Here is a 15502-nt window from a genome sequence, read left to right on the forward strand (position 1 = left end):
GTATTGCCATGGTAAATCTACTGTCAGCTTTCTGAGTAAATGCTATTGATTTATATAATATTATCAGAGACCATTCGTTCAGTAGTTGTTGCTGAGTATATCTGTCTATGAATTATTATTTGCTATCCGCAGTATTTGAACCCGACGAAGCGAGCTTCACAGAACAACAGCCTCAGCAGCTTAATTTTTATCACACCGAGCCTAAATCATTTGAGACGCCGCCAATTGTTGGCCTTGATACTTTTTATACCGGCCGAGCAATGTCTGATTTTTTAAAATTGGGTATTGGTTTGTTGGCTAGCGAACAAGTGCAACAAATCTTCTTAGAAAATCAGTTTAGTGGTTTACAGTTTGTGCCTGTTGAGGTGCACGCAGACACGGTTGACCACAGTTTTGCATTTATGAATTGCATAGCAGATTATGATCTACTTGACCCTGTGGCATCTAATGCCAAACGTTTTAAAGAGGTGATTGGTGGCTATGCTAAGGTGTCGGCTGAGAAGCTTGATAAACACAAGTTTTCACGTAGCGCAATCACTCATGACTGCTTCACTCTGTCGAATTACAAATTGGTTTATTATGTCAATGAGCGAGTCAAACTCGCTCTAGAACGAGCCGGTATTAGCGGCATCGCTTTTATCCCTGCTGATTTTGCCACAGCATCCACATAAGTTTCTGCTTGCTTGAGATCATTATGGATAACGCCCAAAAGTATCTAACTCTTTATAACAAACTCGCCGAAGAGCGCCTGCAACGTTTTTCTGAGACTTATCCTTACATCCGTTCATGGGAGGAGTTGCAGCAAAGCCATACTAGCGAATGTAAACAAGATTACTCAGCTAAGCGCTTGTCAGATAAGTCTACTTTGCCAAAGGCTTTGTCTACATGTTTACGTATAGAAGGGCCATCCGTTGAATTATTTGGTTTTTATCAAGCGTTCAACACTCAGGATTGTCAGATGCTCAATGACGTTATCTTTCAGTCCACAAGGCAAAGACTATTATCGAGTGCCATCACTGCTGGTGGCACAGATCACAGCAGTTTTTATGACGATATAGTGGCGGCCTTTGCTTGTAATGATTTCAAAATTATTCAGTCATTTGCACCAGCAGACTTACCATTTTGCAAGTATCCCTACTACAACGCCCCGGCGCTGAACCTCATTACTTCACTGTATTATCAAGATAGTGCTAAGCAAACAGAAGCATTAGCTTTAGCGGCAAAGTTTTTGAAAAAGAAGCTGCCAGTGTTGGATGCTGCGGTTATCAATTTTCTCGTGGCGCTGATGCAAGGTGACAGTAATCGGGCGAGTGAGGCATTGCAGCAAGCTAGTCTTGGCTTTGCCCGCAGCCGAGTATATGGCGCACTTGAAAAATGTTTTGCACTTGAATTACACGGCCTTTATAACTTTGCTCGCTATGTCGACCCTGAGGTATTTGCACAAATTCGAGTGCCAACAGGGGCTGGATTTTCAACATCGTTCGCTGAATGGCAGCGAGATAATGCTTATGTAACGGGCAAGCTTTTTTATCAATATCCGCCAGAACGAGAATTGATGAATCTGATTTTAACCGCCAAATTGCCGCAGGTGACACTGATAGAGCATAAGAAAAATAGCTTTTTCCAAGATGAACCTGCCTTTTTGAGTCGGTTAATCGATACCATAGTGCCAATAGCATAAGTATTGGAGAGACAGTGAACCCAGCAACCAGTATTCAAGACAAAGTCCTCACCCCCTTTACGCGAAGCATGTTCCAGAAAGCTTCGTTAGTGATTGGTTTAATCTTGTTACTCGGTGCGTGTTTTTATGATGCTCAGGCTATTTCACTGGTACTAACCGCTATAGCAACGATTTATGTCACGATCAGTTTTGTTTTTAAGCCTAAGTTACGCCAACAGATTTATCTTAAAGATGATGCGCTACGGATATCAAAGTCTGCGCAAATATCTGGCTTTGATAAATGGGTATTTGCTTGTTTCGTCTTGCTCGCTGCAGCTAGCAATATCTATGCTTTGGCAAATATCAGCACGTTAATGCTGGTAATTGTGGCTTATCAAGTTGGCTTATCTGTGTTGGTGTACAAACGCTTGCAGCGCCAAGATGAGCTTGTTTTACCCTTAGCTGAGCAGTATTTACTGCTCGAAAATAAGCAGTCTAACTGTCTGTTACTAAAAAGGTTTGATATTTATCTGCTTAATCCGTCTGCTGAAATAATATCCCAGCCAGTTGATGAGGATCTGGCACAAAGCGACGTTAAACAACGGCAACTTGAGTTTGTTGGCACTATATCTCTTGAAGAGGACCCATTCGAAGGTGATGATGCAAAGGCTGTGGTTGAACAGCTAAGTCAGTATCTATCCATAACGCCTGGCTACACGCTGACTAAAAAATCGTGGCGTGATGGATTAAAGGTATTTCCATTGAGCCTCGCAGGTTTATATGCATACGTTTTTTGGCTGCCTGATCTATTTAAATTTATGTTTCCCGTAGGCCGTTATCGCAATAAATTTGGTGATATTGTGATTCGCACTGAAGGTATGTCTGACTTTGGTGTGGTTTTTATGATGTGTATTATGTTTGTTTTTTTAGCAATGCCATGTTTGGCGTTCATTTTTACTTTTTGTAGCGAAGTAAGATTTGGCACGTTTAAGGCGGTTTGTGTTACCAAAAAGCAGCTTTGGTTATTAACTCCCGGCATAAATGGTCATGATTCAAGAAACATATCATGCGCCGAAATTGCTTATATTAGTCACGCTGATGTTCAGGCTGGAGAGGACGATGTTGGCCCTCCAGTTTTATACATTGATGGTGATATAAAGCTGATTGGCGTGGATAATAATCTCATTTCACTAAGTGGTTGTGCTTGGAGCGGCAGGTATATCCTCAATCATCTAGTTAAACTGGGGGTACCGCTGAGATTGGTAGCGCAGGAGTGTCAGCCATCAGTTGCGTAATGACTGTTATGGACAAACAGTTGGTGTTCTAGGTGAATTAAATCTCACATCATAGAAGTTATTGTCATAGCTGATGAAGTTTAGGCATTTCTCCTTATCGCTTTTCGCTAATGTTTAATTCAGTTATCCCCTTATTCACCTTCTATATTTTATTTTCCCAGTCAGCTCCCTTTAGCAATAAAGTGCGATAGCTCTCATTTTTTGTCATGTAATGGAACGAATGTACAACTTGTGGTTCGAATTGTTTTAACAGATGAATCATTGAGGTTACATATTGGCTTTTGTTTATTAGCTTAGTGCATCGTTTTCTGTCGCCAATAATTAGCACTTTCTGCTAATTAATAAAAATCTAACTTTATAAAAATTTCAAACTCTTCTTCAAGGAGAGGGACCTTGTGCACCCTGAATTTAGGGGAAAATAATATTTATTAAAAATAATGATAATCAATAAAAAGGAACGAAAATGAAAATATCCAGCCTTTCTTTAGCTGTAGTGTTATCAATGACATGTGTTTATTCAGCAATAGCTGAAGTTGATGAGAGCCAGCAAAGTTTGCAACAGATCTTAGCTGATAAGTCTGAGTCCAAAGGCTTTTTTGACTTCTATCAAGATAGAAAAACAGGTGAGACATTTATGCTAGTTAAAGAGTCTCAATTGAATAAGCCTATTTTGTATACGGCTCATACCATTGATGGTTTAGCTGATATTTGGCAATTTAGAGGTCTTAAGCGAGATGAAAAGTTACTTGAATTTAGACGCTATTTCGATCGTATCGACATCATAGCTAAATCTTCCCGATTTGTGTTTGATGAAAGTAGTCCATTACGGCGCTCTAGCGAGGCTAATCTTAGTGAGCCAGTGATTGCGAGTTTGAAAATTCAAAGCGAGCAAAGTGGCAAGTTATTGGTCAATGCTGATGATTTGTTTTTAAGTGAGTCGTTACATCGAGTATCACCGTGGCCTATTGCCGATGCTCAAGAAAATACAAAGCAGTTTAAGCTTGGGCAATTAGATATTACAAAATCCCGTATCGTTAATAATCGTGGTTACGATAACAATATTGATGTGACTGTTGAGTATGCCTTTAATAATGATAACCCTTGGGGGGTAGGCTCAAAAGCTCTGACAGATCCTCGAGTTGCTTCGATAACAATACAACATTCATTTTTTGAGCTGCCAAATACTGATTTTGAACCACGCCTTGATGATGCTCGAGTGGGATATTTTCAACATCAATTCGACAATAAAACTTCGGCTGATTGGGCGCCCTATGAGGATGTAATTGTACGTTGGGATCTACAGAAAAAAGATCCATCAGCGACGCTATCTGAACCGGTAGTGCCTATAACGTGGTGGATTGAGAATACGACTCCCCATGAGTGGCGCGATACGATTAAACACGGAGTATTAACTTGGAATAAAGCGTTTGAAAAAATCGGTTTTAAAAATGCTATTCAAGTGAGGGTCCAGCCTGATGATGCAAATTGGGATGCAGGAGATATTAATTACAATGTATTACGCTGGGTGTCATCTCCTGAACCATTAAGCAACGGTTATGGTGATGCTGTATCAAATCCTTTTACTGGCGAAATATTAGGAGCTGATCTGATTTTAGAATATCGATTTATGCGAAACACGTGGGCGCAGCAGCAAATGTATAGTCAAGGAGGGGCTAACAGCCTACAAGATGATGCAAATGATTTAAGCGCACAGCAGTCTAATCTTAACTGTAGTTTGGGACATCAATTACAGCTTGGACAGCTATTAGCCCAGTCTATTGCGTTAGAAGATATGACCCAAGAGGCAGTGCTGGAACAAGGATTGCAAATGCTGGTTATGCATGAAATCGGGCATACATTGGGCTTAAGTCATAACATGAAAGCATCAAGCCTATGGGATGAACGGGAAGTGCATAATAAATCAATTACTCAAGGTGTACTTACGGGCTCAATCATGGAATATGCGCCGATCAACTTAGCTCCTATTGGCGTTGAACAGGGAGATTATTTTCAGACGGAACTTGGCCCTTATGATTTCTGGGCAATTGAATATGGCTATTCAGTAGGATTGAAAGATAAATCTGCAGAAAGAAAGCGACTAGATAAAATACTGAGTCGATCCGGAGACAAGGGATTAGCATTTGCCAATGATGCTGATGATATGAGGCGTTCAGGAACGCATATTGATCCAATGAGTATGACTGGAGATATGACTTCTAACCCGGTTGCCTATGCAGTGGAGCGAATGGCATTGATTAATCATAACCTAGGAGAGCTCAAGAAAACTGCATTAGTCAAAGGTGAGTCCCATCAACAGCTATTAACTTCAGTTAATGCCCTTTACGGTGACTATAAAAAGCAGGCTGTGATTATCTCACGCCAAATCGGCGGGGTGAATGTGGAACGTAGTTTTGTTGGCGATAATACTCGTGCACCTTATACACCTGTCACAGTTGAAAAACAGCAACAAGCAATGAATGCACTTGCTAAGTATGTGTTCTCTGAGCAGGCTCTTATGTCTATAGAGCCACTTTATGGTTATATGCAGCATCAACGTCGAGGCTGGGATAGCAGCGGAATAAATGAAGACCCAAAAGCGCATCAAATGGTGCTAAATATGCAATCGTCAGTATTGAATCATTTACTTCATAAGAATGTATTACAACGTATCTCAGATACCGAGTTATATGGCAATAAATATGACCTTAATACTTATTTGAGCGAGCTGACTTCTACTATTTTCGTCGATTCACAAGCGCTTAAGTCAACGAGCCAAAATCTGCAGATTGAGTATGTGAACAGATTAATAAATATTGCAGGTATAGGGCTTGAGTCGGCGTACTCGCATATTCATAAGTCTGCTGCTTTATATCAACTTCAAGCTATTGTTGAACGCAGTACACCTTGGGAAGCGAATGAGCAGACGAAAGCGCATAAAGCTTATGTGGATCTTTTGATTGAGAAGGCGCTGCAAGCCTAGCTTGCGTAAGTAATTAAAAAGCCTGGCTTTTTAGCTAGGCTTTGTGGTTTTTATGCTCGGAAAATACAACTGTTAGTATAAATACAAAATTGAGGCTAGGCCCAAGAAGCAGAAGAAGCCGACAACATCAGTAACAGTGGTAAGAATGACTGAGCCTGATAGCGCTGCGTCTTGATTCATTTTTTGTAAAATCATCGGCACCATCACCCCGGCTATTGCCGCAACAGCCATATTAATCAAAATAGCTGCGCCGATAACTGTGCCGATAATCGGATCGCTAAACCACCATCCAGCAATCAAACCAATTACGATAGCCCACAGCACGCCATTTAATATACCTATGCCTAGCTCGTTTTTAAGTAAGGATATTACGTTACCCGATGAGATCTGTCCCATGGCCATACCGCGGATCATCAAGGTTAATGACTGACTACCGGCAATGCCACCCATTGAGGCAACGATTGGCATTAATACCGCCAGTGCGACCACCTTTTCTAGTACGTTTTCAAACAAACCTATGGTTGCAGAGGCTAAAAAGGCTGTCAGTAAGTTAATCCCTAGCCATACTGCGCGGCGACGAGCACCTACGGTAATAGGTGCGAACAAATCGTCGTCCTCGTCCATACCTGCAGTTGCCATTAATTGTGACTCGTAGTGTTCCCGTACCAAGGCTGTGGCAGTACGTAGGGTCATACGGCCAATCATAATGCCGTTAGCATCGACAACAGCAATTTCTAATTCATTACTGTGTTCAATCGCCTCTGCGGCTTCGATTAGGCTTGCATCGGCTAAAATTGAACGACTGTCTTCCCATAGCAAACTTTCTAAGGTGCTTTCTGGTGCGGCACGAAACACATCGTGGCGACGCACGCTGCCTATGTACTTGTCGTCATCATCAAGTAAAAACACATGATCATTACAGTCGAGCTTGATTCGACGGAAGAAACGTTGGGCTTGCGATACGCTAGAGTTTAGATTCAGTGCTAAAAATTGATGCTCGGCATAACGGCCAATCTCATTTTCAGAGTATTGATCGTAACGATCATAGTGCTGACGTTGACGTTCACCCATTTGTGACAGCGCACGATCTGTCATCGCTTCAGGTAAAGTGTCACTCCACTCAATTAAGTCTTCTGGCGAAATTTGCGAGAATAGTTGATCAAGTTCCGCTTCCGGCATCTCGTTTAGAATGCCGTTACGCGGGTCGGCGCGCATTAAATCTAGTACCGCAATTCGCTCATCGATATCAACTTGCGACCAGCGTTCGTAACGCTCGTCTAATGGTAAAGATTCAAGTAATAGCGCGACGGTGCCAGGCTCTGCTTCTTCGAGCATCTCGTCGAATAGTTCAGCCTGTTCCTCACCCTCAGCATTTGTCAACTGCTCAACCGATTGGCTCACTTCGACCATGGCTAACTCAGGCGCTTCATATTCTGAATCGCTTAGATGTTGGCTGTTATCGATAGGGAGTTCATCTTTTGGCAATGACATGATTATCCGACCTTAAACTGAGACTTAAAAAGTGCGCAACTATATTGATTAAATCGTTAACTCGCAATGGGTTTTGTTGAGTTAACGATAAAGTTTAGCTAATGCCAATAATAGCATTTTGTGCACTTACTATGGTAGGCAGTATGTGAGCTGAGTCGGTGAGAGTCAGTGAGGTGGATGTGGAGTGAGAAACAAACAGGAAGTTAAGCTGTTGCAGTTAACTTCCTGTTTCAATATCGACTTAGTAAACAGTCATTACTTTTTGATTAATGAACGTACCCAGCCAAAAGTGAGTGGTGCTAAGCAGACCATGAATACGGTGTAAGCGATCATGCAGTAGTGTGCCATATTCATACCTAGCAGCGTCCAGTCGTCTTCACCACAACCACCTGTTGGAGCAAATTCAAAAGGTAGCCATTCATCAAGTGGTAAATTTAGCGGGAAACGTGGGTCTGTTGAGCAAGCTGAGCCAGCTGCGTCACCAGCTGCAGCAAAGAAGTCCATTGTTTCATCTACAACCATGTGTGCCGCATCGTGGATTTTCATTAATTCATATGACCACATCCAACCTTGGATTATTGCGTACCATGCCAATAAGATGCCTAAGAACTTAAGTATGTTATTTTTGGGATCGATTAAGATAATTAAACCCGCAATAACGATACAGCATTGGCTGAATCGAATGTAGACACAAAGCTCACAAGGATCCATTGCCAGAAATAGTTGGAAGTAGAGAATTGCCGATAAAATAAGGAATGCAGCAGCTCCCACCATAACGACCCAAATCGGTCGTTGATTCTGCATGGTCATCAAGTTGTCAGCGGGAGCGGCTTTAAACTGACTCCAATAGTTTTTAATTGACATAATTATCCCTTACTTAGCTGATAATTCAGCAATCAGTTCTTTAAGCATATCCATAGAGCGGATTGACTTAGTGTTGATTAGGTATTTACCGTTAACAGTAATAGCTGGAACACCTTGAATTTTTGCAATTTCAACACCCTGATCCCACTTGGTCATAAGCTGTTTTACTTTTGGATCTTGAGCATATTTGTCAAATTCAGCACGGCTCATGCCTAAGGTGTCTAACGTGAAGGCGATAGTCGAATCAGCGTCTTTAAACTTTACTTTTTTAACATGGTACTGGTCGTAGTATTTGTCTTTTAATTGCTTAAAAACTTTGTCGCCTTTGATTTCTTTGGCGATAGCTAATGCTGTTGATTTTTCAACACCAAACGGTGGTTTGCTGGTGATGTGGTATTGGTCTATCGAACTACCGGCAGGTAATAGTTTTTCGTTTGGGATCCCCGCTTTTTCATACTTGTAGCAGAATGGGCAGTTGATCGAGTAGATCTTTACCACTTGGTTTGGCGCGTTAAATTGTGCAGCTTCTGGTAATACTTGATATTCCACTCCTTCTGTAGCGGCATTTGCACCAAAAGATAGAAATAAACTAGCAGCGATAGCAATAAGTGACTTCTTCATGATAACTCCAAAATATAAGTATTTTTAAATGATGACTAAATAATTTATTTGTAATTGATTTATGCCAATGGGTGTTTTGTTTTGATGGCGCATTCTATTTATAAAAATCAAAATGAAGTCGTGATCATTGTCTCACTTTATTTTTAGGCGTTGATTATGGTTTTGATACTTTTAAGTTGGTTGTGTTTATTCTGTCGATTTTAAATATTCAGATTGGTGTTATTTAAAATATCTAAATCATGCTTTTTAATTTGTTGTGTGTGTTTTAATAATCAAATATCTGATTTTTACTTTTTGCAAAAAGGTTTGTTTTTCATGTTTTAGTTTGCGTTGTTTTAATTGAATAGTTATTTGAAATAAATAGTGTGATTTTATTCTCAATTAAATTGGTTTTGGTTGTTTATTGTTTTTTCGTTCCCGTTAATTAATTTAATAAATAAAATATATTTGGAGATGCGATGAAACGTCATATTTTAGCTGCTGCAGTAATGGCTGCGTTATTTCAATCAACAGTTGCGTTTGACTCACAAGCTGCAGGCTTTAAACCGGCTCCAGCGGCTGGTCAATTAGGGGCTGTTCTAGTTAACCCATATGGTAATTCACCATTAACAGCAGTATTGGATTTAGGCAGTAAACGTCCAACAGATGTGACGGTTACAGTACATGGTAAGGGAAAAAAGGGCATCGATATTAGTTACCCTGTTGGCCAGCAAACAGTAAATACCCATGATGGTATTCCTTTATTTGGTTTATATGCTGACTATAACAACGAAGTGACGGTTAAATATAAATTAGACGGCAAAAATATTAAAGAAGACTATAAGGTTTTAACTGGCCCGATAACCAACGAATATATGGATAACCGTAACGTTACCGTTATGCAAGAGGTACAAGTTAAAAAGGTCGCCAAAGGTTTTGAAAACCGCCTTTATTTAGTTAATAGCCATACTTATAACCAGCAAGGTTCAGATTTACATTGGTCTGGGCAAAAGGGTAAAGATGCAGGTATTTTTGAGTCAACGCCTGCTATGGGGTCAATTACTTTTGACAACGCGCCTATGACTTACGTTGTAGATACTAATGGTGATATCCGTTGGTGGTTAGATCAAGACGCGGTCTATGATGGCGTGGGTATTGATGCTAACAAGCGCGGCTATTTAATGGGCCTACATGATAATGGCGAAGGACGGATCACTTTCGTTCAAGGTCAACAGTACGGTACGTTTGATTTATTAGGCAACTTTGAGCAGCGCCGTTTACCACGTGGCTATATTGATGCGTCACATGAGCACAATATTATGCCTAATGGTCACTCCTTAGTTCGTGCCGCTAAGGCCAACTATAAAAACCCTCAAGGTGATATCGTACATACAGTGCGTGACCACATTCTACAGATTGACCAGCAAGGTAACTTGGTTGATGTATGGAATCTTAACGAAATTCTAGATCCATATCGTGATGCATTACTAGAAGCCCTAGACATGGGCGCAGTATGTTTGAACGTCGATATTGACCAGATGGGACAAACTGCTGAAATGGAAATTAACGCACCTTATGGCGACATTCCAGGTATTGCAGCGGGTCGAAACTGGGCGCATATCAACTCGATCGAATATGATCCAAAAGATGATTCTATTATTCTGTCGCTACGTCATCAGGGTGTAGTTAAGGTTACTCGAGATAAAGAAGTTAAATGGATCCTTGCACCATCTGAAGGTTGGAATGAACAATTAGCTAAGAAGTTATTAAAGCCAGTAGATAAAAATGGTAAGGCAATTAAGTGTACAGAAAAAGGCGTCTGTGAAGGTGATTTTGATTTCACTTACACCCAACATACTGCATGGCTAAACAACACTACTGGTAACTTAACTGTTTTAGATAATGGTGACGGACGTGGCCATGAGCAGCCAGCGTTACCATCAATGAAATACAGTCGCTTTGTAGAGTATAAGATCGACGATAAAAATATGACGGTGCAGCAGACATGGGAATACGGTAAAGACCGTGGCTATGACTGGTATAGCCCAATTACTTCAAACGTAGAGTACATGGAAGATAAAAATACTATGTTTGGTTTTGGTGGCTCTGTGCACCTATACACGCCAGGTGAGCGCACGATTGGTCGAATCAATGAAATTGGTTACGACGATAAAAAAGTGAAGGTTGAGATTGACGTTCTGTCAGATAAACCAAACTCACCACATTACCGCGCAATTATTGTTAACCCAACTAGCCAGTTTGGTCAGTAATAGAAAACATTTCGGGCCCTTATGGGCCCGCTATTTTTAGGGGAATAGCAATGAAACTTTCAACAATTGCGGCGTTAGTGATGTTAGGTAGCGCTAGTATTGGCTCCGCCAATGCAGAAGTACTTTTTCAGCAGAATAATATTATTGTTGGTTACGAGTACCTACTCGATGCCGAGGATAAGAATCCAAATTTATACGACCAAGCCCATTTAATTTTGGGCCATACCACTATAGCTGATTGGGGCAGCATGACAGGATGGCTACGTTTTGAGAACCCACTGGATAGCGCCGAAAATCAGCAGGGAGTAGATGCCGGTGCAACGACAAAAGCTTGGTTAAAACTGGACTATAACCTTGGTGACTCTCCATTCAATATTTGGGGGCAATCATTTACTTGTGCCAATAAACCTTGGATGGAACAAAACTTTTACTTAGGTGGTTCTTATGATGTCTCGCTTGGGAAGCTAAAAGGGACGATTGGGTTAGGCATGCAGTATGCATATGGCAGTTTTTCACCAACAGGTAAGTCCTTTAATGGCGCATCTGGTGGCGCGACAACGATTATGCTTGGCTATCCTTTGACTTCTGAATGGTTCGCCAAGGCCTATTATGAAGCGCAGTTTGATAGAAGCGATGAGCACCGTGAGGTATTTGGTTTTGATTCTTACGGCCATCAAGCAATTATTGGTATCGACTATCGTTTTAACTCTCAATTCTTTGTCAGCACTTTATACAAACACCGTAAAAGTTGGGGTGGAGCATTAAACGGCGGTGGCGAATTGCTTTTTGAAGCGGGTTATAACTTTTAACATCATGGGATATAGAAAACTAGGTTAGCTTCTTTCTATATCCCAGTTTTCCAATATATGTGAACAACTTATGAGATAACGCAAGCCAAGGTTCTGCGCTTGTATGCTAACGATTAATATTAATTGTCTTAATGTGTTCTCAAGGAAGTTAGATGAATAGCAATGAAAGTGTAAAGGATCTTTCTATCGCTCACTTGCAATTAATTGTAAGTCTAATTAAGCACGGTAACGCATGTGTTGCTTCTGATGAACTCGGTATGAGCCAGTCAACGATAAGTTACCACTTACGGCGGTTACGCAGCATATTTGCAGATGATATGTTTGTGCGTACTGGAAAGGGGTTAAAACCAACAGAGCGATGTTTACAAGTAGGGCACTTTGCTCGAGATCTTATCAATCGCGTAGAAGAAGAACTGATCCATGGTAATGATTTTGCCCCTTCTCAGATTGAGCGAGAGTTGTCATTAGTTGCTGATGATACAGCCTGTGGTTGGTTTGCTAAGTTATTTAATGATCTGCAAAAAACCTTACCTAAGGTGGCATTGTGTGCCAGACCTTGGTATTTAAATGCGATGAAAGATCTTGATAAAGGCGCAATTCACTTTGGTATTCATATTATGCCTAATGGTACCAAGGGGATATATGATGTCGAAGTTGCTCCTTGCCATAGATTATGTGTTGTTAGAGAAGGGCACCCATTATGTGCTCAGGGTAAGGTTACTTTAGAAGATCTCGCCATGTATCCGGTTATTTTGAATGATCTTGCTGGCTGGAATAACAATGGTAATTCACTTATTGAACGCGTGCTTAAACAGCATAACCTGCAACCGAATTTTGTCGGCAGAATGGGATATGTGAGTAGTATTTTTAGTGCATTACACAATAGTAATGCAATTACTTATACTTCAGCTGTTTCTTTACCAAAAGACTTATCAGGGTTAACGCTTCTAAAAGGCCCTGCTGAAATCGATGAAATAGAGTGTAATTATCGTTTATATATTAGTAAGACACGTTATGGTTCTCAGGAGACTAATTACTTAATTGAGTTCATTTTCAAATCTTTTACTGAATATGTTAACTGTCAATATCAAAGAGATGATGTCGTTTCAATCATTGGTAATGTAGTCGCTGGTAATAAAGAGGTTGGTGATAATATATAAATATAACAAGTAGTCCTGCCTGATATTAATAATATAGTTAGATAGCCAAATAATAGATAATAAATAGCAATAGCATTCGTGCTGCTATTTATAAGTCATCGATACTATATCAACATATAACCTTGCTTTTTATCAGTGTTTGTTTGCTATAAATTCAACTAGGATGAGTTAAATGCTAGTTATAACTAAAGGAATTACGCTCATGATAAAGCAAGGCCAAAAACTACCTGAGGGCTCACTCGCTCAATTGACTAAAGACGGTATGGTTAACCATGATGTCGCAGAGTTATTTGCTGGAAAGAAAGGCGTTTTATTCGCTGTACCGGGTGCGTTTACTCCGACTTGCTCTGAATCGCACTTACCCGGCTTCGTGGTATTTGCTGATCAGCTAAAAGCCAAAGGTGTTGATTTTATTGCTTGTGTGTCAGTGAATGACGCATTTGTAATGAAGGCATGGGGTGAAGCGCAAAATGCTTCTGAATTGATGATGCTTGCTGATGGTGATGCTAGCTTTACCAAAGCGTTAGGATTGGAGATGGATACCGCAGCATTTGGTGGCGTGCGTTCACAACGCTATGCAATGGTCGTGGATGATGGTGTCGTGACAACTTTGAATATTGAAGCGCCAAAATCATTTGAAGTGAGCACTGCTGAAGCGATTCTTGTGTCACTGTAAATCTGGTTAGCCTTGACAAGTCCTGAAATTGGTTGGCACTTTTTTCTGTTTAAAATGCTCGATGAGCTTCATCGGGTGTTTTGTATTTTGAAGACAAACACGGCTTTCGTTGACTATATATGCTTACCTAACAGATATTTTTATATCAATTAATTTTTCTAAAAGCTTTATGTTTAGTTAAGCGATGCCTAGGTATATAATTAGAGAAATCTAATGAATTGTACTTGTTTAGCGTAATCAGAAAGGAAGTCTTTTTGAGTTTACAAAACTGTCATAAGCTTGAAAGTGCCAACATTATAGTGCTGGTTGAAATAGGTAAAAAAGCCTTCACTAGGTGAAGGCTGTAGTTACGTTGCTAAATCAACTTCTTATGGGTGACATGTAGGAGTATGAGCGCCACAAATTGGTGAGGTGTTATTAAAAATAATAAGCTACGCTAACATTGAAGCGTTTATCCCAATCGTCGCCAACTTCCGGTAGACCTATATGGTCGTTGTTAGCCGTTGAGAAAGTCATATTCTTACCCATGATAAAGTCAATTTGTGTGTATGTAGGACCAGCACTGATCGCTGCGCCTAAAACATTTTGCATACTATTATCGTAGCTATCATCATCTACATCAGGAGTCATTAAGCCAAAGTCATTATAAAACTTGATACTGCCCCAATCTGTAGGAAGGGTCTTGGCTATGTTTGCACTATACACTTGACCTTTAGATGCCACTTCAAATTGCCAGCTGACCACAGACACGCCAATTTTATTGCTATCTGCGCTATCGGCTGCATCGAACTCATATTGCATTGCTTGTAACTGTAGGTTCCATCCATTGAAAGTACTATCTAAATGTGCAGCAAAGGCATATCTGTCGCCGTTGTTACCAGTTTTTGAGTTGTAAATCTGTCCCGCTTCAATAGAAGCACCAAAGGTGGTTGAGCCACCCTGATGTTCCATTTTATAGGTTTGGCGCAAGTTAACTTGATTTGTCTCTTCGTTATGGTATTCAGTTCCGTTAATTGTTCCGCTGTATAGGTCTGCAGCATAACGTTTGTTTTCTGTAGGACCATATTCAGCACCTTTATAGAATGCCATATCAGTTTGCCAGCCATTGTGTTCGTAAACAGCTTTTATACCTATATCGTGATCATCTTCGAAACCTAAGTAGTACGGCAATCCAAACCAATAACTATTTGAAATATATCCTAGGTTGCCAAATGGCACCTTGTTTATACCAAATTGTAACTGCCAATCTGGATTGAAGTTGTAATAACCATAACCAAATTTGATATAGTTAGTATCAGCTGTAAAACGGTAGTCAGACTTTAATCCCCAATTTCCGTGCTTTGCATCAAATCTCAAAGACGCCATATCAAAGGTAAAATCTCCAGCTTTATCTTTTGAGCTTTCGCTATAATCTTTATACGCATAATTTACACGTACACCACCGTGGATATTAATACCATCCTCTTGCTCCGCAGCAAGGGTATTAAAAGTGCTTAATGTTAGTGCACTTGCAACTAATGAAAGGTAGAACTTTTTATTTGTGTTCATGATTTTATCCCCGTTTTTATATAGGTAAGTTATTTATATTTTATTTTTTAAAAATACTTCATGGATTTGAAACTAGCTTGCTCAAATATTAACTCCTTAAATTTTAAAGATGATCTTTAGATAAAAATTAATAAATAGTTTGGAGTTGG

At 40.2% G+C, this 15502-nt stretch carries 12 protein-coding genes; 8 read left to right on the forward strand and 4 right to left on the reverse strand.

The window, feature by feature from the left end; translation table 11 throughout:
* Positions 1-107 precede the first annotated feature (107 nt).
* The 4 genes from L884_RS0106890 (at position 108) to L884_RS0106905 (ending at position 5935) form a co-directional block, all read left to right on the forward strand.
* The gene (locus tag L884_RS0106890) at positions 108-671 is read left to right on the forward strand and encodes a hypothetical protein (RefSeq protein ID WP_028766802.1); all 564 of its coding nucleotides are present in this window, start codon (positions 108-110) and stop codon (positions 669-671) included.
* A 23-nt stretch (positions 672-694) separates the two neighbouring features.
* Positions 695-1681 carry a hypothetical protein gene (locus L884_RS0106895; RefSeq protein WP_028766803.1) on the forward strand — a complete coding sequence of 329 codons (987 nt, stop codon included), beginning with the start codon at positions 695-697 and terminating at the stop codon, positions 1679-1681.
* Positions 1682-1695: 14 nt separating this feature from the next.
* A complete protein-coding gene (locus L884_RS0106900) occupies positions 1696-2955 on the forward strand; it encodes a hypothetical protein (RefSeq protein WP_028766804.1) in 1260 nt (419 codons plus the stop codon).
* 463 nt (positions 2956-3418) lie between these two features.
* Positions 3419-5935 (forward strand): zinc-dependent metalloprotease, encoded by a 2517-nt coding sequence (locus tag L884_RS0106905; RefSeq protein ID WP_028766805.1) that lies wholly within the window; start codon positions 3419-3421, stop codon positions 5933-5935.
* A 72-nt stretch (positions 5936-6007) separates the two neighbouring features.
* Here the strand turns inward: L884_RS0106905 and L884_RS0106910 are convergent, their stop codons facing one another.
* From L884_RS0106910 to L884_RS0106920, 3 genes are all read right to left on the reverse strand, one after another.
* Entirely contained in the window at positions 6008-7426 is a 1419-nt protein-coding gene (locus L884_RS0106910; protein ID WP_037410508.1) for a magnesium transporter, read from the reverse strand.
* Positions 7427-7681: 255 nt separating this feature from the next.
* Positions 7682-8290 (reverse strand): disulfide bond formation protein B, encoded by a 609-nt coding sequence (locus L884_RS0106915; protein ID WP_028766807.1) that lies wholly within the window; start codon positions 8288-8290, stop codon positions 7682-7684.
* A gap of 9 nt (positions 8291-8299) precedes the next feature.
* On the reverse strand, positions 8300-8911 hold the full coding sequence (locus L884_RS0106920; protein ID WP_028766808.1) for a thiol:disulfide interchange protein DsbA/DsbL: 612 nt from the start codon (positions 8909-8911) through the stop codon (positions 8300-8302).
* A 458-nt stretch (positions 8912-9369) separates the two neighbouring features.
* Between L884_RS0106920 and L884_RS0106925 the strand changes: the two genes are divergently transcribed.
* From L884_RS0106925 to L884_RS0106940, 4 genes are all read left to right on the forward strand, one after another.
* Positions 9370-11160 (forward strand): aryl-sulfate sulfotransferase, encoded by a 1791-nt coding sequence (locus L884_RS0106925; RefSeq protein WP_028766809.1) that lies wholly within the window; start codon positions 9370-9372, stop codon positions 11158-11160.
* A 50-nt stretch (positions 11161-11210) separates the two neighbouring features.
* Positions 11211-11969 carry an outer membrane protein OmpK gene (locus tag L884_RS0106930; RefSeq protein ID WP_028766810.1) on the forward strand — a complete coding sequence of 253 codons (759 nt, stop codon included), beginning with the start codon at positions 11211-11213 and terminating at the stop codon, positions 11967-11969.
* Positions 11970-12121: 152 nt separating this feature from the next.
* Positions 12122-13129 (forward strand): LysR family transcriptional regulator, encoded by a 1008-nt coding sequence (locus tag L884_RS21840; protein ID WP_051435561.1) that lies wholly within the window; start codon positions 12122-12124, stop codon positions 13127-13129.
* A gap of 202 nt (positions 13130-13331) precedes the next feature.
* Positions 13332-13805 carry a peroxiredoxin gene (locus tag L884_RS0106940; RefSeq protein WP_028766811.1) on the forward strand — a complete coding sequence of 158 codons (474 nt, stop codon included), beginning with the start codon at positions 13332-13334 and terminating at the stop codon, positions 13803-13805.
* A gap of 417 nt (positions 13806-14222) precedes the next feature.
* On the opposite strand, the gene L884_RS0106945 is transcribed toward L884_RS0106940, so the two are convergent.
* A complete protein-coding gene (locus tag L884_RS0106945; protein ID WP_028766812.1) occupies positions 14223-15356 on the reverse strand; it encodes a hypothetical protein in 1134 nt (377 codons plus the stop codon).
* Positions 15357-15502: the final 146 nt, after the last annotated feature.

It is taken from the genome of Shewanella fidelis ATCC BAA-318 (genome assembly GCF_000518605.1).
GTDB lineage: Bacteria > Pseudomonadota > Gammaproteobacteria > Enterobacterales > Shewanellaceae > Shewanella > Shewanella fidelis.